The organism is Mucilaginibacter sp. P5_A6 (assembly GCF_056400585.1).
The window spans coordinates 213,450-237,335 of the sequence record NZ_JBFUKZ010000006.1 but is presented as its reverse complement, the minus strand read 5'-3'; the positions used below and the strand labels follow the sequence as shown (position 1 = coordinate 237,335).

Annotated in this window: 22 protein-coding genes; 17 read left to right on the top strand and 5 right to left on the bottom strand. The window is 40.7% G+C overall.

The window, feature by feature from the left end; genetic code table 11:
* Positions 1-17: 17 nt before the first annotated feature.
* From AC1DO4_RS08820 to metK, 5 genes are all read right to left on the bottom strand, one after another.
* Complete coding sequence (locus tag AC1DO4_RS08820; RefSeq protein WP_477414899.1) at positions 18-3,794, bottom strand: DUF5977 domain-containing protein; 3,777 nt, start codon at positions 3,792-3,794, stop codon at positions 18-20.
* Positions 3,795-3,859: 65 nt separating this feature from the next.
* Positions 3,860-4,633 carry a hypothetical protein gene (locus tag AC1DO4_RS08815; RefSeq protein ID WP_477414897.1) on the bottom strand — a complete coding sequence of 258 codons (774 nt, stop codon included), beginning with the start codon at positions 4,631-4,633 and terminating at the stop codon, positions 3,860-3,862.
* A gap of 149 nt (positions 4,634-4,782) precedes the next feature.
* On the bottom strand, positions 4,783-5,559 hold the full coding sequence (locus AC1DO4_RS08810; RefSeq protein WP_477414895.1) for a hypothetical protein: 777 nt from the start codon (positions 5,557-5,559) through the stop codon (positions 4,783-4,785).
* The gene (locus AC1DO4_RS08805) at positions 5,560-6,624 is read right to left on the bottom strand and encodes a hypothetical protein (protein ID WP_477414893.1); all 1,065 of its coding nucleotides are present in this window, start codon (positions 6,622-6,624) and stop codon (positions 5,560-5,562) included. It lies immediately after the preceding gene.
* Between the two features lie 721 nt (positions 6,625-7,345).
* Positions 7,346-8,596: a methionine adenosyltransferase gene (metK, locus tag AC1DO4_RS08800; protein WP_477414891.1), complete on the bottom strand. Its 1,251-nt coding sequence runs from the start codon at positions 8,594-8,596 to the stop codon at positions 7,346-7,348.
* A 224-nt stretch (positions 8,597-8,820) separates the two neighbouring features.
* Between metK and AC1DO4_RS08795 the strand changes: the two genes are divergently transcribed.
* The 17 genes from AC1DO4_RS08795 to AC1DO4_RS08715 all read left to right on the top strand — a co-directional run bounded on the left by AC1DO4_RS08795 (position 8,821) and on the right by AC1DO4_RS08715 (position 23,838).
* Complete coding sequence (locus AC1DO4_RS08795) at positions 8,821-9,702, top strand: diacylglycerol/lipid kinase family protein (RefSeq protein ID WP_477414889.1); 882 nt, start codon at positions 8,821-8,823, stop codon at positions 9,700-9,702.
* A gap of 11 nt (positions 9,703-9,713) precedes the next feature.
* A complete protein-coding gene (locus AC1DO4_RS08790) occupies positions 9,714-10,049 on the top strand; it encodes a translation initiation factor (protein ID WP_477414887.1) in 336 nt (111 codons plus the stop codon).
* Between the two features lie 411 nt (positions 10,050-10,460).
* Entirely contained in the window at positions 10,461-11,297 is an 837-nt protein-coding gene (locus AC1DO4_RS08785; RefSeq protein ID WP_477414885.1) for a MotA/TolQ/ExbB proton channel family protein, read from the top strand.
* A gap of 87 nt (positions 11,298-11,384) precedes the next feature.
* On the top strand, positions 11,385-12,008 hold the full coding sequence (locus AC1DO4_RS08780; protein ID WP_477414883.1) for an ExbD/TolR family protein: 624 nt from the start codon (positions 11,385-11,387) through the stop codon (positions 12,006-12,008).
* A 6-nt stretch (positions 12,009-12,014) separates the two neighbouring features.
* Complete coding sequence (locus tag AC1DO4_RS08775; protein WP_477414881.1) at positions 12,015-12,560, top strand: ExbD/TolR family protein; 546 nt, start codon at positions 12,015-12,017, stop codon at positions 12,558-12,560.
* A gap of 38 nt (positions 12,561-12,598) precedes the next feature.
* Entirely contained in the window at positions 12,599-13,429 is an 831-nt protein-coding gene (locus AC1DO4_RS08770) for an energy transducer TonB (protein WP_477414879.1), read from the top strand.
* Positions 13,430-13,653: 224 nt separating this feature from the next.
* Positions 13,654-14,580 carry a PstS family phosphate ABC transporter substrate-binding protein gene (locus AC1DO4_RS08765; RefSeq protein ID WP_477414877.1) on the top strand — a complete coding sequence of 309 codons (927 nt, stop codon included), beginning with the start codon at positions 13,654-13,656 and terminating at the stop codon, positions 14,578-14,580.
* Positions 14,581-14,589: 9 nt separating this feature from the next.
* Positions 14,590-16,287 carry a tetratricopeptide repeat protein gene (locus AC1DO4_RS08760; protein ID WP_477414875.1) on the top strand — a complete coding sequence of 566 codons (1,698 nt, stop codon included), beginning with the start codon at positions 14,590-14,592 and terminating at the stop codon, positions 16,285-16,287.
* Positions 16,288-16,430: 143 nt separating this feature from the next.
* On the top strand, positions 16,431-16,802 hold the full coding sequence (locus AC1DO4_RS08755) for an NADH-quinone oxidoreductase subunit A (protein ID WP_477409264.1): 372 nt from the start codon (positions 16,431-16,433) through the stop codon (positions 16,800-16,802).
* A 122-nt stretch (positions 16,803-16,924) separates the two neighbouring features.
* Complete coding sequence (locus tag AC1DO4_RS08750; protein WP_295712790.1) at positions 16,925-17,467, top strand: NADH-quinone oxidoreductase subunit B; 543 nt, start codon at positions 16,925-16,927, stop codon at positions 17,465-17,467.
* Complete coding sequence (locus AC1DO4_RS08745; protein ID WP_477406443.1) at positions 17,467-17,970, top strand: NADH-quinone oxidoreductase subunit C; 504 nt, start codon at positions 17,467-17,469, stop codon at positions 17,968-17,970. The genes AC1DO4_RS08750 and AC1DO4_RS08745 overlap by 1 nt, the downstream gene beginning before the upstream one ends.
* 60 nt (positions 17,971-18,030) lie before the next feature.
* The gene (locus AC1DO4_RS08740; RefSeq protein WP_477414873.1) at positions 18,031-19,242 is read left to right on the top strand and encodes an NADH-quinone oxidoreductase subunit D; all 1,212 of its coding nucleotides are present in this window, start codon (positions 18,031-18,033) and stop codon (positions 19,240-19,242) included.
* Positions 19,235-19,759, top strand: a complete 525-nt coding sequence (locus tag AC1DO4_RS08735) for an NADH-quinone oxidoreductase subunit NuoE family protein (RefSeq protein ID WP_477414871.1) — start codon at positions 19,235-19,237, stop codon at positions 19,757-19,759. Before AC1DO4_RS08740 ends, AC1DO4_RS08735 begins: the two co-directional genes overlap by 8 nt.
* Before the next feature lie 4 nt (positions 19,760-19,763).
* Positions 19,764-21,125, top strand: a complete 1,362-nt coding sequence (gene nuoF / locus AC1DO4_RS08730) for an NADH-quinone oxidoreductase subunit NuoF (RefSeq protein ID WP_477414869.1) — start codon at positions 19,764-19,766, stop codon at positions 21,123-21,125.
* A gap of 178 nt (positions 21,126-21,303) precedes the next feature.
* Entirely contained in the window at positions 21,304-22,293 is a 990-nt protein-coding gene (locus tag AC1DO4_RS08725) for an NADH-quinone oxidoreductase subunit G (RefSeq protein ID WP_477414867.1), read from the top strand.
* Positions 22,293-23,336 carry an NADH-quinone oxidoreductase subunit NuoH gene (gene nuoH, locus AC1DO4_RS08720; protein WP_477406453.1) on the top strand — a complete coding sequence of 348 codons (1,044 nt, stop codon included), beginning with the start codon at positions 22,293-22,295 and terminating at the stop codon, positions 23,334-23,336. The genes AC1DO4_RS08725 and nuoH overlap by 1 nt, the downstream gene beginning before the upstream one ends.
* Positions 23,337-23,340: 4 nt before the next feature.
* Entirely contained in the window at positions 23,341-23,838 is a 498-nt protein-coding gene (locus AC1DO4_RS08715; RefSeq protein ID WP_477414865.1) for a NuoI/complex I 23 kDa subunit family protein, read from the top strand.
* Positions 23,839-23,886: the final 48 nt, after the last annotated feature.

The following is a 23,886-nucleotide window of genomic DNA, read 5'->3' as shown; positions in this document are numbered from 1 at the left end:
TCCTTTTTTGCAGGTTCTTAATTAATTGAAATACTGGTATCCGCTGCACCATTTGTAAAATTCACGGTATTAAATGTCGCGCTCGTTCCTGTTACCGGTGAACGCATACCTGAGCCCATCCTAAAGGTGTGTGATGACGAAGGCTGCCCGACAGGCGCTACGCTTACTGAGTTATATGTACCGGATGTTACAGAGAATGTAGCTGTTCCGGATGATGGAAAGGTAAAGCTTTGCCCTGTATCATTGATAATTAAACGATAGTTTGTGCCTCCCAGACTGGTATTGGTGCTTAGGCTAATAGTAGTATTACCCGTTTGTAATGTACATGTGCCGTTAGCATTGGCATAATTTTGCCCATTGTTATTCAAATCTATCTGTGCCTGATTATCTGCATCGGCCTGGGATACGCTGGAAGTATACAGCCCCATGGGAACCTGGTAAGTTACTGCAGGTCCCGGAGTATAGCCTGCCCCACAGATAGGTTGTAATGACACCGATTTTGCAGCATTGCTATAAAAAACTATTGGAGGAACACCACTTTGATTTGTGGTATAGTAAAGATAGTTTTTTATAATATTACCATCTTTATCTTTAATGTTCATTAGTCGCTGAAAATCATCGTATTCATAATACGTTATAAGATTTTTGGTATCTGTAACACTTGTTACGCCTACCAAAGGATCATAAGTATATGTGGTTACCTGGGCATTAACCGGCAATAACCTTAACTCATCAATCGCTAATGCGTTTGTGTTATTAATGGTTATCTTAGTTGTTGCATTTATGTTCCAGGTATATAATTTCCAGTCGCCATTTATGGTTTGAGATATATTATTTACCAGGATGGCACCATTTCCTTTTGCCCACAAAGTGACAACGCAATTGCTTTGAGGAAATGTTTTGCTGGTGATCAGCGAAGCATTGCATGAATATTTCCCGGTTTTTCCACCGGCTACATAATAGTTGTTTTTGATAGCAAGATTAGCATTAGTATTAGGAAGAAGCTGCGGAAGTATTTGCCAGTCATCTGCATCATATACATCGGCTAATTTCTCCTCAAAACTTGTATATGATACGGCCTCCCTTTTGGCATCTTTTATATTGGCAATCATGTATCGTTTATTATATCCCCAGGCAATACTATTAAACCCTTGATTAACATCTTGTACATGTAAATTCTTCAATTCGGTTATGTTACCACCATTATCATATTTACTGTAAAGTATATTAGGCTCTAATGTTGAAGAAATGGTTTCCTGTTCGGCCCCATTGTTTAAATTAACAATATAATTACCATAGCTTGATTTAAGGAGTGGAGTAGATTTAATGTTATAATCGGTATTAAGAACCACGGTTTGAATAACTGAATTATCCGGTAGTGTAATGTTTAATCCTTTATATGAAGCAAGATTTATACTTCTGATAGTTTCAGCCCCGCCAATTTTAATCGTTTTTATTGTTTCGACAGGATTTTTAATAATATTTTTCTCCTTCATGAATGCGTAAGGAGCAACTGTAGCATTTGCGCCAGGTGCGGGCGTATAGTTGATCACATCAAACGGATATCTGAAATAAGTAAACAATTCATCGCCATTGCTATTGGTTGTTTTTATTTGTTTTAATTTTTTATAAATATTATCATAGCTATATTCATTCACAACAGAAAGGTTGCCATTAGAATGATAATACGTTTCGATGGTTTTTTTTAAAAAAGGTGTAAAAGTATAGTAAACTATTGAGGCAATCCCAGGTGTATCGCCACTTATCATTCCACCGTTTGGAGACCCTCCTATTGCTCTTACAAAATCATTATACCTTGCTGGGTCATCATTATAGAAGTTTTCCATTTTATAAACTAAATCGTGATTGGCATTATCTGCAATTTTCTCTACAATTAGCGGATTACCCCTTTCCAGTTCTTTGGAACTTACCAGGAATGAATTCCCATTTGTTTTTGCTAAAGCAGGAACATCAGCAAATCCATTATCATGATTTGAAAAATTGTAAACTGTAAACCCGGAACTTGCCTTTTCGACAACACGGGTATAAGTGACATCTTTACCGTAAGTAGAACTTAAAGTATTGATCATTTTGTTTTGAAAAGAAGATGCAACGCCGCCCTGAGCAGGAATATAATAAACAGGGATGCCACTAAGTACCCCACTACTTGTTCCTGTAGAATTAAGAGAATTGCTTGTATAAAAGTATTCCTTAACCTCAGACGTACCCGTAGCAGGGTCGTTGACTATTTTATTTATTCTCACTCCGCCCCCGACACCGGAAATATTGTCAATAGTAAAAGGATATTGTTTGGCTACTTTTGCGTAAGTATTAGGTTCATAATAAAAAGTACTTTTACCCCCGGTTGGATACTGTACTGATGTTAGTAATTCTGCCTGGGTATAAGTATTATCAGCTTCTTTGGAATTATAAAAGTTTGCCGGGAATTGCGAATTTGTAGAAATACCAGGAGGAGTTTTCCCATTGTAATAACCCCAATGATCAATTTGTTCACTCGCGTAATCCGGTAAAGCCAATGGATTATATGTGAAGGCATAATTGTAATTTCCAAAACTGGTTTTGTATGATATGTTTTTTAATTTCAAACGCTCATTAGTATTATCTATATAATTAAAAGTGATATCTTTCAATTCTGCGTCACCCTTAAGTACATTTATATTTGATAATTTATAGAAAAATTTATAGAAATTGCCTGATAAAAAATTATTGCTTTTAGATAATGTAAAATTAACAGTTTGGGTTGGCGTTACAATTTTCGATAATTGACAAGGGTTAAAATCTGCTCTCCCCAGTGGATTGAATGTTATTCCGCTTCCATAAATGCCTTTATATACCGTACCAGTTGAATAAGAAGTTTTCTTATCGTATAAAAACGAAATTCTTTCGCCAGTCTTAGTAACAATTTCCTTTAAATGCCATGCCGTGGGATAAGGCCCCAATACACCATATTCTGTAAAAGGATTATTATAGAAAACACCGTTATAGGCAGCATCAAAATAATTGGCCCCATCCATTACAAAGCCTCCGCTATATTCTATTGAACTCTCATCTCCACCAAATATATATTGATCGCCCTGATCATTGGTGATGGTAAATTTATAAAAGGTGACCGGAAGCTGAACAAGTCCAGTGCCTGTACGTGGTTGATTTGTAATCTGGCAATCAATTTTAAGAAATAAATTCTGCTTAGATTTTATTTTCCAAATGCCATTATGATCCATATAAAAACTGCCACTGATCCCATTGAAATTAAAATTAAATTCATCGGGGTTTTTATCATGCCAGGTGCCAATAGGTAGTTCAAAGAAATTACCTGGATCATACCAATTTGAAATTGCCAGGCGATCTTTTACATGCCAGTAGCCTTTTTGTAAATTAGTATAGATATGTTGAGTTTCATCATTAACATATTCTACATAAGCTCCTATGCTTTCATCCGCTTCACCATTAATGGTTCTTGATATTGTTCCGCCTGCAGAAAGATTCCAGCCTAACCCCACCAATGTAGGAGCCATATTTACTTTGTTACCTCCTGAATTATAATTAATAGTAATTGGAATTGAAATATTTTTTTCTTTTATTTCATATAGAGGTATGGATAGATTATAAGTTCCATTATACAGATCAACCGGAATCTGGCCATACTTACCTAAATTACTCACCTCCGGCGATACGTAATAAGCATTACTTATATCGTTGGCGGCTTGCTGAGCTTCCGAGTACAATGAAAAAATATTAATAAAAAGCAGGGTTGTGATAAGTCTTTTTAACATGATGTGGTAACGGTAGTTATTTGAAAATTTGGGCTTTCCCATTTGAGCCATATTTGGCTTAAATGCTAATTGTTTTTTAGTGTTTTTTTAAATTGTTTATAGAGTTGATTGATTTGCTGTTGTTGATTGTGCAATTCCTTATCCTTCTCAATCAAATACAAAGTCAATTCCTCCACCTTTTTAAGCAGTAATCTGTTCATCTCGCCCAGGCTGACACCGTTTTTGGCAACCTCCTGTTCAGATGGAATTTCGGGCAGGTGATGGTTTTGGTCGATATAGGTTTTTATATCGGCAAGGGCCGGCAGTTCATAGTTTTTATCAAATACATAGTCGGCCCAGCCGGTTTCTACCCTGATTTCTTTAGCCCTGATCTTGCCGTTGACTGATAAACGGTAGGCCGGATCAGGGGATGCGGTGTTCAATCCAATATTACCATTCAGGTCGGTTATGAGCACCGGTGTAACCGTTATCGAGGAGGTAATATCTGTACCCGTTGGAACCGTTGTTTGCGTGGTTATACTTACCTGCTGCGCTGTAGTGGCATACCCAAACAGGTAGGCTTTTACAGCAAATGCCAGGTACTCGTTAGCACTGTTGACCGCAAGATAAAAACTTGTTGTAGTGCCGCTTTGATAGATCTTCAAACGAGACCCCGCAAAGGATGAACCACCTTGGGTAACCTGGTTTACGCTAAGCCCTCCCCTGTTGGCAATGTAAAAAGTTGTAGTCCCTTTATCATCAGCCCCCCAGCCGCCGCCAATGATATCAACCTGTAATTTCTGGCTGTTTGCACTGTTATCCGGCGGAAACCCGAGGCTTCCCAAAAAAACATAATTCATAGCGGGGGTAACATTAGGCCCACAGGCAATGGCCGTATATTGCGCTTTACAGAAGGACAATAGGGTTATACTAAAAAGTATGCTTAAACAGAGCTTTTTCATCATCATGTTTTGTTGTTATTGTTTTTTACTAATCGGGTTACAGGTAGTTATTTTTTATTGTTAATGATCTTTTCCAGTTTTTCAATACGGATATCCTGCTCTTTCATCTCCTTGTCCTTCTCAATCAAATACAAAGTCAGTTCCTCCACCTTTTTAAGCAGCAACTTATTCATTTCGCCCAGGTTAAGGCCATTTTTGGCAACCTCCGCTTCGGATGGCATATCCGGTAAATGCTGGTTTTGATCGATGTAGGTTTTTACATCGGTGAGGGATGGGAGTTGGTAGTCTTTTTTGAAAACGTAATCGGGCCAGTTGGCGTAAAGCTTCACGGTCATGGAGGTAGCTATTACGTTGCCGTTTACTGCAAGCTTGTAGCCTTTGGTATCAGAAGTCCCGATTCCTACATTTCCTGCTGTAATGGTCATTCTCAGATAGCTGGCGAGATTAGTATTAGAAATATTGTAATTAGAGCCGCCTGTTGAGTTCCCGTTGTAAAAATTAATGGCGCCAAGATTCCCACCGCTGTTGTCCATCCTAATCGCCGCCCAGTAATTGCTTCCACCGTCGCCAAGCGCGGTAAAAGTTCCGTTTAAATTGTCCTTGATCGCGCCGCCCAAAAATAGGTTTGTAAATCCGTTGGCTGCCCCCCTGGCAGATGATATATTTCCGAATGTTTGCATGGATATAGCTCCGTTCACGTCCAAAGTGGTGTTTGGGCTGGTCGTGCCGATACCGACGTTTCCGGTAGCCGGGAAAGTATTTTGCGCATAAGAATAAAAGTTTGTAAATAGTATCGCTATTATTAGCAGAGAAAATGATTTCATTTATTTAAGATTTGAGGTTGAGTTTTTGTTTAAGAGCTTTGTTATTGATTCAAGCTGATTTTTGAGTTCGTTTATTTGTTGGGTGTTTTTTTGATTGATAGCTTCCTGTTCTTTTTTTTCTTTGTCTTTTTCAATCAAATACAAAGTCAGCTCTTCCACCTTTTTAACCAGCAGCTTATTCATTTCGCCCAGGTTCAGCCCATTTTTGGCAACCTCCGCCTCGGATGGCATATCCGGTAAATGCTGGTTTTGATCGATGTAGGTTTTTACATCGGTGAGGGATGGGAGTTGATAATCTTTTTTGAAAACGTAATCGGGCCAGGTGGCCTGTAGCTTAACAGTTACCGACTCTGCAATCACGCCGCCGCCCACAGCTAATTTATTGTTGCCGGTATTGCCGGTGGTTAGGCCAATCATCAGTCTTCCGTCTCCGGTTAGCCACATCAATTGTTTCTCGTTGTTGCTATTATCATGATTATAGAAAGCAAATCCTCCCACAGATCCTAAGCCCTGATTAGCAATAAGATCTGTTTCTCCTGCTCCTGCTGTCCTGTTCCAGCCAATTAAAACTTTAGATGAGTTTGCTAAAAAATTTGTGTTAAAGCCGTCGAGGTTAGTATTTCCTCCGCACAGCGATCCATTAATCTCCAGGGCTACATTTGGAGATGAGGTTCCAATGCCCACATTTCCATTGTATAACCAGGACATCACCTGCTGATCGGGAATATCGGTTTGATTACTCCCTCCATTCACAAACAGTTCTAATTTACTGCCCCATACGTTCGGTCCGCCGTGACCTATTCTAAATTCAGCGCTTTCATTATAAGAATAGTTAGGAGTTCCAAATCGGGAAAGTTTAAAAACAGATTTCGTTGCTGCAACAACTCCACCAGGTTTACTGTCCGATGATTCATTAATCTGTAATTTGCTTGAAGGCGGCGCTGTGGTGCCTATTCCAACGTTCCCTGTATTGGTGTTATTAATATTTGTACCATTGGTCCATTGCGCATGTAAGAATTGCGAAACCGATAAAATAATGATAAACGTTAAGGATAATTTTTTCATGATGGGTAATAGTTTGTTTGGGGATAAAAAATGTTATTAGAGCTTTGTTCCGCTCAAAAAAATTAACATACCAGGCATAACAGCCGCGTTACGGCTATGCTGAATAAGTTAAAATCAGGAATTGTGTGAGATGTATCTTAAGGAGCTACTGATGAGATAATTTTCATGTTATTGTGATAGGGTTGAGGTGGTAAAATAGGTTTTAGGTAAAAGGTATTTATAAATTATATTATAGTTTTATTTGGTGATAAAAATAATATATTTTATTTAATATAAAATGTGCCTTTAACATTTTTTCTTAAAAAATTTAGGTGATATGTTTAATTCAAAACTTCGTGATAGGCTCCCCCGTAACCGGGATACAAACAAAGTTACGCAGCTCCCGCCAAACATATGGTGACACTGTTTTGTCAGTACTTCGCAGGGGTAGCAGGTAAGTTATAAAGCGGGATGGCAGGGGTAAGGAAGGAGAGAGTAAGGTGGTCCGCAGGGTAACTTTAGGGTAGGGTTGAGTGGATGATATGCAGGTTCAATATTTATCGCTAATTGTTAACTTTTCTCGTTATTTATTGTACAAATGTTATCTATAGCTAAATATTTCCCGCCTAAAATGAAGTTCGGGCTTTTGTCCATTTATTCTTCATCCCAATCCTCCCCCCAAAACAAAAATAGCGACTGATTTTTACCAGTCGCTATTGTGCAATAAATATATTAGTACAACCTACAACCCGAAGGCTGCTTTTACCTTATCTACATAGTCCAGTTTCTCCCAGGTAAACAGTTCTACTTCGCGTTTAAGCTCGCTGCCGTCATGGGCTATAAAGGTTTTGGTTACCGTCTCGCTTGGTTTACCAAAATGACCGTACGCCGCAGTTTCGCTATAAATGGGGTTGCGTAGTTTAAAGCGGGTTTCAATGGCATATGGCGTCATGTTAAAAACGGCCTCTACTTTTTGGGCAATCTCGCCATCATGTAATTCAACTTTGGCTGTGCCATAGGTATTTACGTAAATACCCATTGGCTGGGCTACGCCTATAGCGTATGATACCTGCACCAAAACTTCGTCACAAACGCCGGCGGCCACCAGGTTTTTGGCAATATGTCGGGTTGCATAAGCAGCAGAACGATCAACCTTTGAAGGGTCTTTGCCAGAAAATGCGCCACCGCCATGCGCGCCTTTACCACCATAGGTATCCACAATAATTTTACGTCCGGTTAAGCCCGTATCGCCATGTGGCCCACCGATAACAAATTTGCCGGTTGGGTTAATGTGGTATTTTATCTGGTCGTTAAAAAAGTGGGCGTACGTTGGGTATTTGGCTTTTACCCGTGGAATAAGGATGCTGATAATATCAGCGCTGATTTTGGTCAGCATGGCCTTTTCTTCGTCGAAATCGTCATGCTGGGTAGAGATAACGATGGCGTCTATACGTTGTGGCTTATTATCATCGCTATATTCTAATGTAACCTGCGATTTTGCATCGGGGCGAAGATATTTGATCTCGCTGTTTTCGCGGCGGATAGCAGCAAGCTCGATTAATAGGGCGTGGGCGATATCCAATGCCAGCGGCATATAGTTTTCAGTTTCGGCAGTAGCATAGCCAAACATCATGCCCTGGTCGCCGGCGCCCTGCTCTTCAGGAGCTTTGCGTTCAACGCCCTGGTTAATATCCGGCGATTGCTCATGAATGGCCGATAGCACACCGCATGAGCTGCCATCAAACATGTATTCGCCTTTGGTGTACCCAATTTTGTTGATCACCTCGCGGGCTATTTTTTGTACATCTAAATAAGCTTTTGATTTCACTTCCCCGGCTAAAAATACCTGCCCGGTGGTTACCAGTGTTTCGCAGGCAACTTTTGAATTGGGGTCGAATGCTAAAAAATGATCTATCAGCGCGTCTGAGATCTGATCGGCAACTTTATCCGGGTGTCCTTCTGATACGGATTCGGAAGTAAATAAATATGACATATAAATTTTTTATACAATTACTAAAGTAAAACAGCAGAGTGGAGATTTAAAGGCATCGTAGTAAAAAGAAGCATTGGTTTTAGCACTTTTTTACGTGGTTGCAATCCGATGCCTTTTAAATAAAGACAATTAAATCAGTCCACTTTCGGGTGGCAAAAATAAAACAAATTTTACAAAGCCGAAAATACATTTACTTTTGATACTTTATTATTTAATACAGATAGTTGAAACGTAAAGCGTTATTTATAATAAACCCTATATCGGGGGGGAAGAAGAAGGATGGTGTGCCAGAGCTGATAGACCAGAACCTTGATAAGAATATGTTTGATGCCAGCATTGTTTATAGTGATGGCGTATCGCATGCCCGTATAATAGCAGGCGAGGCCGCAAATAAGTTTGATGTGGTAGTAGCGGTTGGCGGCGATGGTACGGTGAACGAGATCTCATCGGCTATAGTAGGCAGTAGCACAGCCCTGGGGGTAGTTCCTTTCGGATCTGGCAACGGATTGGCACGTTTTTTAGGAATTCCGATGAATACTGCCGAATCTATAAAAACATTAAGCGCTTATAAAGTTGAAACCATTGATTCGGGACAAATGAACGGGCTGCCTTTTTTTAATATGGCAGGCATGGGTTTTGACGCCCATATCGCAGAAGTATTCTCACACGGCAAAAAGCGGGGTTTTTTAACTTACATCAAATCAAGTATGCAGGAGATTGTAGCTTACAAGTCTCAAGAGTACCAAATTGAAATTGACGGAAATGTGTACGAGCGGGAAGCATTCATAATAAGTATAGCTAATTCATCGCAGTGGGGCAATGATGTGCATATTTCGCCTAAAGCATCGGTGAAGGATGGTTTGCTGGATGTATGTATTATTCGTAAATTTCCGATATGGCGCCTGCCCGAGATTGGCGTACGCCTCATGCTTAAAACAATTGAATCCTCTGGGTACATTGAAATTATAAGGGGAAAGGACATTAAAATTACCAGGCAAAGTGCAGGTCCTATTCACCTCGATGGCGAGCCGCAGGTAATGGATACCCATATACATATTAATATAATACCGGGTTCATTAAAAGTAATTGTTGGCCCGGGCTTTTAACATTGATCACTATGGCAAAGAAGAATTTTACCGGTGTAGTTTATTCAACCGATCCGGATTTTGAATACCAGGAAAACGGCCGGGATGATGCCCGAACTTTGCCGCCTCAACAACAAAACTTTAAAATATATCTTGACCGTAAGGGGGGCAGTAAACTTGTTACCCGTATAACAGGTTTTGTAGGCGCCAACACCGACCTGGAGGCTATTGGCAAAAAGCTAAAAACAAAATGCGGGGTGGGTGGTTCGGTAAAGGAGGGCGAAATATTGATCCAGGGCGATTTCAGGGATAAAATATTAACCCTGCTGCAAACGGATGGCTACAAAGCAAAAAAAGCCGGCGGATAACTTTGATTTTAAGGCACTCATAAACAGAATATTAAGTTAAGTAATAGCGTATTTTGTACACTAAAACATTTCAGACATGCTGCGGATGTTTTGCATTACAGAGATAATAAATGCCGGCCTAAATGGAAGTGTAACGAAATAGTAGCATAAATTTTATCAGTATTGCTTGATAATATTAAAAAAAATGGTTTTCATTGCAAATAATTGTAGTGGCAACACACAATAACAGGACATTATTACGTTATTTATATCCAATTGTACACAAAATGTAATTTGGTATTAAAAAATTGTAAAGAATAATATAAATGATTTTTTTATTTCAATAAAATTCTATTTTTGTTATTCCCATTTTAGAGCACATTTAACTAACTTATAATATAAACAAAAACTAAAAACTAAAAATTAAAAGTAATGGCAAACGCACCAACAAAACCAACTACTCCTGTTAAGAAAGAAAGCTCAAGTGCATCGGGCATGTTTGCTTCTTTAGCAATTCCAATTTGTATAGTAGTAGCAATTTGTATTTTTGTATTCATATTAGGCGATCAAAGTAACTTTAAAGGCGGCGACGTACAAAACGGGTATCCTGCAAACATCTACGGTACAGTTCACAAAGGTGGTGTTATCGTACCATTGATCATGTCATTCCTGTTAATGGTTATCGTGTTCTCTATTGAGCGTTTCGTAGTAATTGGTAAGGCATCAGGTACAGGTAGTGTAGATTCTTTTGTTAGAAAAATTCAGGCCTCTTTAAACGCAGGTAACATTGCAGCAGCATCAGCTGAGTGCGATAAACAAAAAGGTTCAGTGGCAAACGTTATCAAATCGGCGTTGAAAAAATATGGCGAAATGGAAGCAGAGCCTAATTTAGATGTTGATCAAAAAACTTTGGCTATCCAAAAAGACATTGAAGAAGCAACTGCTTTAGAAATGCCTATGTTGGAGCAAAACTTAACCATCATCGCTACATTGGTATCTATCGGTACATTAACCGGTTTATTAGGTACGGTTGTGGGTATGATCGGTGCGTTCTCTGCATTAGCAACTTCAGGTGTGCCAAATCAGGTTGAACTTTCTGCTCACATTTCTGAAGCTTTGATCAACACTGCATTCGGTATCAGTACTTCAGCTGTATCAATTATAATGTACAACGTATTTACATCAAAAATTGATAAACTGACCTACGCTATTGACGAAACTGGATTTAGCATTGTACAAACATTTGCTTCATCACACAAAAACAAATAAAAATATAGTAGTGCTTCTGCCTAATGCACGGTTGTAAAGGCAGAATTTTAATAATCATACACTATATATTTTTAAAAGATTTTTAATATGGCAAGGATAAAAGTTCCAAGGAAGAGTACAGCAATTGACATGACCGCCATGTGCGATGTGGCATTCCTGTTGCTAACTTTCTTTATATTAACTGCAAAACCAAAAACCGAAGATCCGGTTCCGATCGATATACCGAAATCTTCCATCCAGCAGCCAGTACCTGAAGCTGATTTTGCTACAATTTCTGTAGGATCTCAGAAAGCATTTTTTGGTGTAGAAGGAACCGACATACGTAAACAAACCTTAACTCAAATGGGCGAAATATATAAAATACCTTTCACCCCCGAAGAGCTTAACCGGTTTTCAACAGTTACTTCGGTTGGTGTGCCTATGAGCCAGATAAAGCAGTTTATTGCTTTATCTGCAGATCAGCAAAAGAAATTTGTTCCACCTGGTATCCCAAGAGATTCGGTAAGCAACGAGTTGTTTAATTGGATTCGCGAAGCGCGTAAAGCTACGGTTGCATTACATAATACGCAGTTACGTGTGGCCATTAAAGGTGACAGCAAGGAAGAATACCCGGTGATTAAGGATGTTATAACTATTTTGCAAAAGCAAAAAGTTAACAAGTTTAGTTTAATAACAGATCTTGGCGGCGGTGGTACTGCCCCTAAAAAATAAAGAATCATGGCAGAATTAGATACCTCCGGGGGAGGCAAACACAAAGGCGGGAAGGTTAGAAGTAAAAAGCAATCAACCCGTGTAGATTTAACCGCGATGGTTGACCTGGCTTTCTTATTGATTACTTTCTTTATCATGACAACTACATTGGCCAAGTCAAAAGCTATGGACCTTGCAATGCCTGATAAGGATGAGAAAACTAAAGATCAGTTACCTATTGCTGCTTCACGTTCATTAACCCTTTTATTGGGTAGCGATGACAAGCTGGAGTGGTACCTTGGCGAACCGGGAAAATCAGCTCCTGAGGTTACAAATTACAAACCAGATGGTTTACGTAAATTGCTGATTGAAAAAAGTAAAGATGTACAGGCAAAAACAGGCAAATTTATGTTTGTTGTAATAAAACCAAGCGATAGATCAAAATACAAAAACATGGTAAGTGTATTGGATGAGATAGCTATCGCCAACATTCAAAGCTATGGTATAGTTGATATCAGCGCACCTGAAATTGAGTTGTTGAAAAGGGAAAACCTGTACCAGGATATTAAATAATATAAATAACGTTTTTAATTTCTATTAAAGCCTAACAAATGTTCGGATCAAAATTAGACATATTAGATCAGAAATGGATCGACGTTGTTTTTAGTAGCAGGAACAAAGCTTACGGAGCTTATGAACTGAGAAGAGATAACTCAAAAAATACATCAAAGGCGCTTATTTACGCGATAGTATTTTTTGTACTTGTTGTTTCATTGCCTACTATAATAGCTAAGATCAAGGGATTTATCCCCAAAGCTGATGAAAAAGTAAAGATAACAGACGTAGTGCTGTTACCCCCACCACCGGTGGATCAAACTAAAAAACCACCTCCACCGCCACCAGAACCACCAAAACCAAAGGTTGACCAGGTTCGTTTCCCTCCTCCGGTTGTAAAACCAGACAACGAGGTTAAGGAAAAAGATCCACCAACGGTTAAGGAACTTGCTGTAGCCGATCCGGGTCAGAAAGATCAAAAAGGTGATCCTAATCAGGATATCAGGATTGATGAGCCGGTAGGTAACTCAGATATTAAACAAGTTGTTGAAGAAGATCCAAATAAGATCTTTGCATCGGTTGAGAATTTGCCTGAGTTCCCAGGTGGCGTTGAGAAATTCGGCGCTTATTTGAGCAAAACCATCAGGTACCCTGCAGTCGACCGTGAAAATGGGACACAAGGGCGCGTAATCCTTACTTTCGTAGTGGAACGTGACGGATCATTAACTGATATTAAGGTTTCAAGAAGCCTTAGCCCGGGTACAGATGCGGAAGCAGTTCGGGCATTAAAAGGTTCACCAAAATGGAAGCCCGGTATTCAAAATGGCCGGCCGGTTCGTGTACAATACAGTGTACCGGTAAGCTTTACTTTAGCTGGTGATAATTAAAATAATGTCATTTAATTTCAATGAAGAGCAAAAATCGCCCAAAAGGCGGTTTTTGCTTATTTTAGGAACGGCTGCATTTATTTGTTTCGTTATCTTAGGTTTAATGATAATGTTTTGGGAAGGCCTTCCTTTGCAATTACAGCCATACCAGCGCAAGCTTTTCGGTGCTTTTATTATTGGATATGCAGTTTTACGGTTCTCGAGGGTGTTCAGGAAAGATCGGTATGAAGATTAGTTATCACATTAAATTAGTTTTTTTTGTATTGTTTTTAGGTGCAGCTTTAGAAGGGTGTAAGCAAAAAACGGTAAAATCTGTATCAGAAGATACTTTTAACGCAGGCAAAGCAACTTTTGTTGCTGATGAATCTTTTGCCCCTATCATCGGTCAGGAAGAATATGTTTATAAGAGCAGGTATCCTGCTGCTGAGCCAACTTTTTTATACCGCACAGAAAACCAGGCTGTAAATATGCTGTTAAATGACAGTGTGCGGATGGCCATATTGGCTCGTGATTTAGACACGGCAGAAAGAAACATCTTAATCAGGCGTTCTTTAAGCGTTGAAGTACAGCGTTTTGCTATTGACGCGGTTACATTGATCGTAAATGAAGAATCAAATGATACTACTATTACTATAAGTACGTTAAAAAGGATGTTAAACGGGCTGGGTGATCCAAACAAAACAGTTGTTTTTGACAATCCCAATTCAAGTTTGGTAAGATATTTGAAGGACTTCTCTGGTAATAAAGAGTTTAAGCATAAAAACATTTATGCGCTTAAATCAAATAAAGAGGTTATTAAATACGTTAGTGAACATCCGGGCGCTTTGGGCATAACAGGTTTTAGCTGGTTGAACAATCCGGATGTTGATTTGGTTGATTATGTGAAGAAAGTAAAGATTGTTGGGGTTAAGGATGAAGCTAATAAAACATATCCTAACCAGTATTTTAAACCATCACAGGAAACACTTGTCTTAAAACAGTATCCCTTAAGCAGGGGATTGTACCTGGTTAACAGTTCAAGCAAAATTGGTTTAGCTATCGGTTTTGCTACATTTTTAGGAGGCAATATAGGCCAGAAGATAATATTAAAATCAGGTTTATTGCCAGATTCGATACCGCCAAGAGAGATAAATTTAAAAAGTAAATTATAACTAAATAAGATGAAAATGATCAGTAAAATAGCTAAGGCAACATTGGGACTGGTATTTATAGGTTCATCATCAGTTTTTGCGCAAAGTCTAGCCGACGCCAAAAAAGCTATTGACGCCGAACAATATCAAAAAGCCAAATCGATGCTTAAAAACCTTACGGTTACACAGGCCGATAAGGACGAAAATTTCTTTTACCTGGGTTGGGTATATCTTAAACAGGATTATACCGATTCGGCAAAAACAGCTTTCAATAAAGGTATTGCTGTAAATCCAAAATCAGGTTTAAATTATGCTGGTTTAGGCGCCGTTGCCCGTTTAGATAAAGATAAAGCAGGTGCAACCACCAGCTTTAACCAGGCTGTGTCGCTTGCAGGTAAAAATAGCAAGCCTTATGTATATGTAGGGAAAGCATATTTGTTGCCTACCACATCAGATGGTAAAATATCAGTTGACGATGCCAGCGCAGCCATTGCTGTGTTATCAAAGGGCAAAGCAATTAACCCCAAGGATGTTGAGTTGTTGATCACCTTAGGAGACGCTTATGCTTCACAAATAAAAAGTAACGAAGCTTACCAGGCTTATTCTGATGCAAATACAGCTGATCCCAAAAACCCGGGAGCTAAAGTTGCAACCGGCGTTTTGTGGAGATATGCAAACAACTTTGAGGATTCAGAAAAACAATTCCAGGAAGCTTTAGCGATCGACCCTAACTACGGTCCCGCTTACCGTGAATGGGCCGAAACAGATAACCGCTGGGCAAATGCTGATCCTAAAATGGCATCTGTTAAAATTAAACAAGCCGTTGAGGAATACAAAAAATACCTGAGCTTAACAGATCTTTCGGTTGAATCACAAATGCGTTATGCCGACTTTTTAATCAGTGCGGGCCAATTCCAGGAGCTGCAAGCTGTTGCTGCCGATCTGTCAAAGTCTTCGAAATCAAATTTAAGGGCATACCGTTATTTAGCCTACGCAGCTTTAGAAAATAAGGATTACCCTGCCGGATTAACCGCTATGAATACCTGGTTGAGCAAAGCTGATCCAAAAAGAATAGTACCACGTGATTACCTATACCTTGGCCGTTTGCAAATGGCATCTGGTCAGGATTCTGTTGGTATCAATACTTTAAGAAAAACTCTTGCTTTGGATTCTACGCAGACCGATGTGTATGGTGAAATTGCCAAATCATTGTTCCGTGGTAAAAAATATCTTCAGGCTGGTGATGCATACAAATTGGTTACTCAAAAAGGTGGCCGCAGTGTAAAACTTACCGACTATTTTTACGAAGGTATCAGCTACTACTACGGATATGACGAAAAGAAACCTGGTGCCGATTCTGTAATTGCTAAAGCCGATTCTGCATTTAGTTATGTTACTCAAAAAGCTCCGACTACTTCAGATGCTTATGTTTATCGTGCACGTGTTAACGAGTTAAAAGATAAAGACCGTAATAATATTGTAGGTTACGCTAAGCCGTTTTATGAAAAATATATCGAGTTGGTAAACGCTAAAGGTTCACCCGATGATAAAACTAAGAAGAACCTTGCAGAAGCTTATGTTTATTTAGGTACTTATGCCGAATTTAAAGAAAAGGACTTAGCCAAGGCTACTGACAATTATACAAAGGCAAGGGATAATGATCCTACTAATAAACAAGTAGTTGCATTCTTTGCACGTAAAGCCGGCGGACCCGGTAAGAGCAAATAATTTGTAGAATAGAATAAGGAGTTGAAAAAAGTAGCTTAGCGTTTTTGTCTAACTCTTGATTTTTAAACTTTGCCTCTTAAAATAAAAGAAAGCCTCTTGAAAAAGAGGCTTTTTTATTATTGTTCCATTAGTATATTTGCAGCATGGAAGTACAAAGTTTACCGGTTAATTATTTGCCCATCATATTTCAAATGCTGGTGGCTTTAGGGTTTGTGGTAACTACTATGTTTGTAACACATAAAATAGGCCCCAAGCGCGCTACCAAAGATAAACTTACCCCCTTTGAATCAGGAATAGAGGTTGTCGGGAATGCCCGCTCACCTATATCCATCAAATATTTCCTGGTAGCAATACTATTTGTATTGTTTGATGTGGAGGTAATATTTATGTATCCCTGGGCAGTAAATTTCAAAGCAATGGGCGAAAAGGGCATGATAGAAATGTTCATATTCATGGCCACGCTTTTATTAGGTTTTATCTACGTTATTAAAAAAGGTGCTTTAGATTGGGACTAAATTAGACTGATTCTAAATATGGTCTTCGCAAACGCATAGTGTACCTTTTACATCTTATTATTGTAAATTTGCATTTCATTACCTGTATTGATCAGGGAGTGATTTTCTATTAAAATTGTTCAATGAGTGATATTCAAATAGTTGATGCCCCTGCAGGTGTAGAAGGCGCCGGTTTTTTTGCTACCTCGCTTGATAAAGTAATAGGTATAGCCCGCTCAAATTCATTATGGCCCCTGCCATTTGCTACTTCATGTTGTGGTATTGAATTTATGGCCACTATGGCTTCTCATTATGATCTTTCGCGTTTTGGCGCCGAGCGTTTAAGCTTTTCGCCACGTCAGGCCGATCTTTTGATGGTTATGGGTACCATTGCCAAAAAGATGGCCCCGGTATTGCGCCAGGTTTATCTGCAAATGGCCGAGCCTCGCTGGGTTATGGCTGTGGGCGCCTGTGCATCAAGCGGTGGTATATTTGATACTTACTCTGTATTGCAGGGTATAGATGAAGTTATCCCGGTGGATGTTTACGTACCAGGTTGCCCGCCCCGCCCCGAAGCTATTATAGATGGCTTTATCAACATTCAAAAGCTGGTACAAACAGAATCGCTTCGCAGAAGAAATGAGCCCAAGTACCAGGAATTATTAGCTAAATACGGAATCCAATAATGGCTACGATACCCAACGAAGAGCTTTTAAAAAGAATCGGTGAAAAATTCGGCGAGCAGGTAACATTGGTAGGCGAACCCTACGGTTTACTTACCGTAGAAACCGGTCGTGGGCAGATCATTGATCTGTTGACCTTTTTAAAGACCGATGCCGCGCTTCGCTTTATATTTTTAACAGATATTACCGCTATACATTATCCTGAGCAGGAAAAGCAAATTGGAGTTATTTACCATTTGCATAGCCTTACCACCAATACCCGTATCAGGATAAAGGTGTTTTTGGTTGATGGCGATGTACATATACCTACTGCCACCGTGCTATGGGAAGGCGCCAACTGGATGGAGCGTGAAACGTATGATTTCTTCGGAGTTATATTTGACGGTCACCCCGATCTCCGTCGCATTTTAAATGTTGACGATATGACGGCTTTCCCGATGCGCAAGGAATTTCCGCTGGAAGACCCGAACCGTGTTGATAAAAAGGATTACTTTTTCGGAAGATAATATTATGCCGTATGGGGAAACCTTTACGGCATCACCATAAAAAGAAAATAATTTATACTGATGCAAAACCATCCTGTATATACAGATAACGATCCGCAAAACGAGCTTTCAACCTTAAACCTCGGCCCAACTCACCCTGCAACCCATGGTGTGTTCCAAAATGTGCTGCAGTTAGATGGCGAAAGAATTGTGAGCGGCGTATCAACCATAGGCTATATTCACCGCGCGTTCGAAAAAATTGCCGAACACCGTCCGTTTTACCAGATTACCCCACTTACCGATCGTTTAAACTACTGCTCATCGCCCATTAATAACATGGGCTGGCATATGACGGTTGAAAAGCTATTAGGTATAACCACACCAAAACGTGTTGATTACCTGCGAGTGATAGTGATGGAATTGGCCCGTATATCCGACCATATTGTATGTAATGGGGTATTGGGTGTTGATACCGGCGCTTTTACCGGTTTCCTTTATATGATGGAATTCCGCGAAGCTATTTATGAAATTTATGAAGAGGTTTGCGGAAGCCGCCTTACCACAAATATTGGCCGTATAGGTGGTTTTGAACGTAATTTCAACACCATAGCCTTTGCCAAACTGCGTAAGTTTTTAGTTGATTTCCCTAAAACGCTTAAAGAATTTGAATCGCTGTTTAACCGTAACCGTATTTTTGTTGACAGGACAAAAGATGTGGCCGCTGTTACTGCCGAGGATGCTTTAAGCTATAGCTGGACAGGCCCGATATTACGTGCTGCCGGTGTTGATTATGATGTAAGGGCCATGAACCCATACTCATCATATGAAGATTTTGAATTTGAGGTACCAGTTGGCACCAATGGCGATGTTTACAGTCGTTTTTTKGTGCGTAACGAAGAGATGTGGCAGAGTTTGCGCATTATTGAGCAGGCACTTGTAAAACTGGAAAAAGAACCATCAGATATTTTTCACGCTGATGTACCTGAGTTTTACCTGCCGCCGAAAGAAGAAGTTTATAATAACATGGAAGCCCTTATTTATCACTTTAAAATTGTGATGGGTGAGATCCCTACCCCTAATACCGAGGTTTATCACTCGGTTGAAGGCGCCAATGGCGAATTGGGGTTCTATTTGGTGAATGATGGCGGGCGTAGCCCGTATCGTTTGCATTTCCGCAGGCCGAGCTTTATCAATTACCAGATGTATGCGCCAATGAGCCGCGGTATGTTATTATCAGATGCGATTATTAATATGAGTAGTTTAAACGTTATAGCCGGAGAGTTAGATGCTTAGAGTTGAAGATGCTCAGGTTTCGGTTGATTTTTCGCCGGAGCTGATCAGTAAATTTGATGACGTGGTTAGCCGCTATCCGCAAGGAAAACAAAAATCGGGTTTGCTGCCAATACTGCACTATGTACAGGCCGAGTTTGGATGGGTTAGTCCGCAGGCAATGGATAAAGTAGCCGAGTATTTAGATATTTTGCCAATTGAGGTGTATGAGGTAGCTACATTTTATACCATGTACCTGCTGCGTCCATCCGGCAAATATGTTTTGGAGGTTTGCCGTACCAGCGGTTGCTGCCTGGTAGGTGCCGAAAAAATAATGGATCATATTGAAAACACTTTAGGTGTAAAAGAAGGCGAAGTTACTCCCGACGGTTTATTTAGCTGGCGCGGTGTAGAATGCCTTGCTGCCTGCGGCTATGGCCCGGTTTTACAAATTGGCCCCGAATATACTTTTTACGAGAACTTAACTAACGAGTCGGTTGATAAACTGGTTAGCGATTTAAGGGCGAAAGCAAAAAATTAAAGCAATGGGACGCAAACTTTTACTTGAACATATAAACGTACCAGGCATCAATACATTTGATGTTTACCGCTCAAAGGGTGGTTACGCTTCTGTTGAAAAGGCTATAAAAACCATGTCGCCCGAGGCGATTGTGGAAGAGGTTAAAAAATCGGGCTTGCGCGGTCGTGGCGGTGCGGGTTTCCCTACCGGTATGAAGTGGAGCTTTTTGGCAAAACCAGAAGGGGTAGAACGCTACCTGGTTTGCAACGCCGACGAATCTGAGCCCGGCACTTTTAAAGACAGGTATTTGATGACCTACATCCCTCACTTATTAATTGAGGGAATGATTGTAGCCAGCTTTGCGCTGGGGGCCAAAACATCGTACATCTACGTTCGCGGCGAAATGATGCCGCAGATCCGTATCCTGGAAAGAGCCATCGCAGAGGCCAAAGCAAAAGGATTTTTAGGTAAAAACATATTAGGATCGGGTTACGATCTTGAATTATATGTACAACCAGGTGGTGGTGCTTACATTTGCGGAGAAGAAACCGCATTGTTGGAATCATTGGAAGGCAAACGGGGTAATCCACGTATAAAGCCACCTTTCCCGGCTATTGCTGGTTTGTATGGTTGCCCAACGGTGGTAAACAATGTAGAATCGATAGCTGCAGTTGTGCCAATCATCAACGAAGGGGGCGATGAATATGCAAAATTAGGCGTAGGCCGCAGCACTGGTACCAAGCTGATCTCGGCTGGGGGTAACCTTAAAAAGCCTGGTGTTTATGAAATTGACCTTGGTTTACCGGTTGAAGAATTTATTTACTCCGACGAGTATTGCGGTGGTATCGCCAACGGTAAACGCTTAAAAGCAGTTGTTGCAGGAGGTTCATCAGTGCCAATTTTACCTGCAAACCTGATATTAAAAACCATTAACAACGAGCCGCGCCTGATGAGCTATGAATCATTAAGTGATGGTGGCTTTGTAAGCGGTACCATGTTAGGCTCGGGTGGATTTATCGCTTATGATGAGGATGCCTGTATAGTACGTAATACCTGGAACTTTGCCCGTTTTTATCACCATGAAAGCTGCGGACAATGTTCGCCCTGCCGTGAAGGTACCGGCTGGATGGAAAGGGTATTGCACCGTTTAGAATATGGCCATGGCAAAATGAGCGACATGGACCTGCTGGTTGATGTATCTAAAAAAATTGAAGGAAATACTATTTGTCCGTTGGGAGATGCCGCAGCCTGGCCTGTAGCCAGTGCTATCCGTCACTTCAGAGATGAATTTGAATGGCATGTAACTAATGGCGCGGAAGCTACAACCCGTAATTTCGGTTTGGCACATTACGCTGATCCGTTGAATGCCGTGGCGGCGACGGTGTAATACCCACGCGTCATTGCGAGGTACGAAGCAATCCCCGACTATGCAGAGCGGATTTGCAAATTTGGGATTGCTTCGTACCTCGCAATGACGGAACTCTTAAACTTAGAATTAAAATTAGAGTTTAGGATTTAGAAATTAGGATTTAGAGTTTATACAAGGACGTTATATACAAATGTCGATGAAAGTAACGATTGACGGAATACCCGTTGAAGTAGAACCAGGAACAAGCATACTTAATGCCGCAAGGCAGATAGGTGGCGATATTGTTCCGCCTGCTATGTGCTATTACTCCAAGCTGGAAGGCAGTGGCGGTAAATGCCGTACCTGTTTGGTTAAGGTGACCAAAGGATCTGAAAAGGATCCACGCCCTATGCCTAAACTGGTTGCATCCTGCCGTACCGGTGTTATGGATGGCATGGAAGTGCAAAACATCACCTCGCCCGAAGTGGTAGAAGCCCGTAAAGGTGTAGTGGAAATGTTATTGATTAACCACCCGCTTGATTGCCCTGTGTGTGACCAGGCCGGCGAGTGCCACCTGCAAGACTTAGGTTTTGAGCATGGTGCTGCTAAAACCCGTTATGAATTTGACCGTCGTACATTCGAAAAGATTGATATTGGCGATAAAATCCAGCTACACATGACGCGTTGCATCCTTTGCTACCGTTGCGTATTCACTGCCGATCAGATTACCAACACCCGCTTACACGGCATCCTGAACAGGGGCGATCATTCCGAGATCTCAACTTACATCAGCAAAGCCGTTGATAATGATTTTTCTGGAAACATGATTGATGTATGCCCGGTAGGCGCATTAACCGATAAAACCTTCCGCTTTAAAAACCGTGTTTGGTTCACCAAACCTGTTGAAGCGCACCGCGATTGCGATAAATGCTGTGGTAAAGTGACTTTATGGTACAAAGGCGAGGATGTGATAAGGGTAACAGGCCGCAAGGATGTTTATGGCGAGGTTGAAGAATTTATTTGCAATACCTGCCGCTTTGATAAAAAGAAAACTGCCGACTGGGTGATTGAAGGACCCCGCAAGGTATCGCATAAATCGGTTATCAGCTCAAATCACTATGAGTTTACGCCGTTGCCGGTTGTTAAAACCAACCCGGTATTGATGGAAGCGAATAAAGAACAATTTGAAAGAGACACACGCTTATAATGGGATTAGTAGATATAGCATTTAAATTTGGCCTGATATTGATCATTTTTGTGATCAGTTTGGTTGTAGCCATGTACTCGACTTATGCCGAGCGCAAGATTGCCGCGTTTTTCCAGGATAGGATAGGCCCTAACCGCGCCGGGCCGTTTGGTCTTTTACAGCCCTTGGCAGATGGTGCCAAAATGTTTTTAAAAGAAGAGATCATCCCCACCAACGCAACGCCATTCCTGTTCATAGTTGGCCCTTCACTGGCAATCCTTACAGCCTGTATTGGCTCTGCTGTTATTCCATGGGGGCAAACCATAACTATTGGCGGCCACGTAGTTGATCTGCAGGTTACCGATATCAATGTAGGAGTTTTATACATCTTTGGTGTGGTGTCATTAGGCGTTTATGGGGTAATGATAGGCGGCTGGGCATCAAATAATAAATACTCATTATTAGGCGCAATTCGTGCAGCATCACAAAATATCAGCTATGAGATTTCGATGGGTTTATCCATTATCGCTTTGCTGATGCTAACAGGTACTTTAAGCCTGCGTGAGATTGCTGAGCAACAGCATGGAGCTAACTGGAATATAATACGCCAGCCACTTGGGTTTTTGATATTTATTGTATGTGCATTTGCAGAAACTAACCGTACGCCATTCGATTTACCGGAATGCGAAACCGAGCTGGTGGGTGGTTACCATACGGAATATTCATCGATGAAATTGGGCTTTTACCTGTTTGCCGAATATATCAACATGTTCATCTCTTCGGCTGTAATGGCTACTTTATATTGGGGCGGTTATAACTATCCGGGTATGGATTGGATGCTTGCACATACCGGCCCAACTATTGCACCAATTATTGGCGTAGTGGTATTATTCACCAAGGTATTCTTATTCATCTTCTTTTTTATGTGGGTACGCTGGACAATCCCTCGTTTTCGCTACGACCAGTTGATGGACCTGGGCTGGAAGATATTGATACCTTTGGCCATTGCTAATATTGTGCTTACCGGCGTAGTTAGTGCAGCACTTACACACTTTGGATTTTAATTAAATGGAATCATTAAGCAATAAACGAAAAGTACTGGAAGTAAAGCCGCTTAATTTATTGGAGCGTGCTTACCTGCCCGCCATTATTGGCGGCCTGGCCACTACAATGAAGCATTTTTTCAGGAAACCGGTAACTATCAGTTATCCTGAAGAGAAACGTGAGTTTTCTGAAAACTTTAGAGGCATGCACTCGCTTAAACGCGATGAGGATGGCAAAGAACGCTGCACTGCCTGTGGATTATGTGCATTATCATGCCCTGCAGAAGCTATAACCATGGTTGCTGCCGAACGACAGAAAGGCGAAGAGCATTTATACCGGGAAGAAAAATACGCGGCAGTTTACGAAATAAACATGCTGCGCTGCATTTTTTGTGGCCTTTGTGAAGAAGCCTGCCCCAAGGAGGCCATATATCTTGACGGAGATATTGTGCCTGCCGACTATTTGAGGAAGGATTTTATTTACGGCAAAGACAAATTAGTAGAACCACCCTTAAATCAATAAAGAAGTTTTATACCTTTGCGCAACTCTTAAAAAGGGCAAGGGTATTTT

Bases quoted from the DNA above. Each gene is read 5' to 3' on its own strand.
- AC1DO4_RS08735 (WP_477414871.1), top strand. From the start codon at position 19,235: ATGCTTAGAGTTGAAGATGCTCAGGTTTCGGTTGATTTTTCGCCGGAG.
- AC1DO4_RS08750 (WP_295712790.1), top strand. From the start codon at position 16,925: ATGAGTGATATTCAAATAGTTGATGCCCCTGCAGGTGTAGAAGGCGCC.
- AC1DO4_RS08820 (WP_477414899.1), bottom strand. From the start codon at position 3,794: ATGTTAAAAAGACTTATCACAACCCTGCTTTTTATTAATATTTTTTCA.
- AC1DO4_RS08715 (WP_477414865.1), top strand. From the start codon at position 23,341: ATGGAATCATTAAGCAATAAACGAAAAGTACTGGAAGTAAAGCCGCTT.
- AC1DO4_RS08745 (WP_477406443.1), top strand. From the start codon at position 17,467: ATGGCTACGATACCCAACGAAGAGCTTTTAAAAAGAATCGGTGAAAAA.
- AC1DO4_RS08785 (WP_477414885.1), top strand. From the start codon at position 10,461: ATGGCAAACGCACCAACAAAACCAACTACTCCTGTTAAGAAAGAAAGC.
- AC1DO4_RS08765 (WP_477414877.1), top strand. From the start codon at position 13,654: ATGAAGATTAGTTATCACATTAAATTAGTTTTTTTTGTATTGTTTTTA.
- AC1DO4_RS08780 (WP_477414883.1), top strand. From the start codon at position 11,385: ATGGCAAGGATAAAAGTTCCAAGGAAGAGTACAGCAATTGACATGACC.
- metK (WP_477414891.1), bottom strand. From the start codon at position 8,596: ATGTCATATTTATTTACTTCCGAATCCGTATCAGAAGGACACCCGGAT.
- AC1DO4_RS08815 (WP_477414897.1), bottom strand. From the start codon at position 4,633: ATGAATTATGTTTTTTTGGGAAGCCTCGGGTTTCCGCCGGATAACAGT.
- AC1DO4_RS08775 (WP_477414881.1), top strand. From the start codon at position 12,015: ATGGCAGAATTAGATACCTCCGGGGGAGGCAAACACAAAGGCGGGAAG.
- AC1DO4_RS08805 (WP_477414893.1), bottom strand. From the start codon at position 6,624: ATGAAAAAATTATCCTTAACGTTTATCATTATTTTATCGGTTTCGCAA.
- AC1DO4_RS08725 (WP_477414867.1), top strand. From the start codon at position 21,304: ATGAAAGTAACGATTGACGGAATACCCGTTGAAGTAGAACCAGGAACA.
- AC1DO4_RS08755 (WP_477409264.1), top strand. From the start codon at position 16,431: ATGGAAGTACAAAGTTTACCGGTTAATTATTTGCCCATCATATTTCAA.
- AC1DO4_RS08760 (WP_477414875.1), top strand. From the start codon at position 14,590: ATGAAAATGATCAGTAAAATAGCTAAGGCAACATTGGGACTGGTATTT.
- AC1DO4_RS08790 (WP_477414887.1), top strand. From the start codon at position 9,714: ATGGCAAAGAAGAATTTTACCGGTGTAGTTTATTCAACCGATCCGGAT.
- nuoF (WP_477414869.1), top strand. From the start codon at position 19,764: ATGGGACGCAAACTTTTACTTGAACATATAAACGTACCAGGCATCAAT.
- AC1DO4_RS08810 (WP_477414895.1), bottom strand. From the start codon at position 5,559: ATGAAATCATTTTCTCTGCTAATAATAGCGATACTATTTACAAACTTT.
- nuoH (WP_477406453.1), top strand. From the start codon at position 22,293: ATGGGATTAGTAGATATAGCATTTAAATTTGGCCTGATATTGATCATT.
- AC1DO4_RS08770 (WP_477414879.1), top strand. From the start codon at position 12,599: ATGTTCGGATCAAAATTAGACATATTAGATCAGAAATGGATCGACGTT.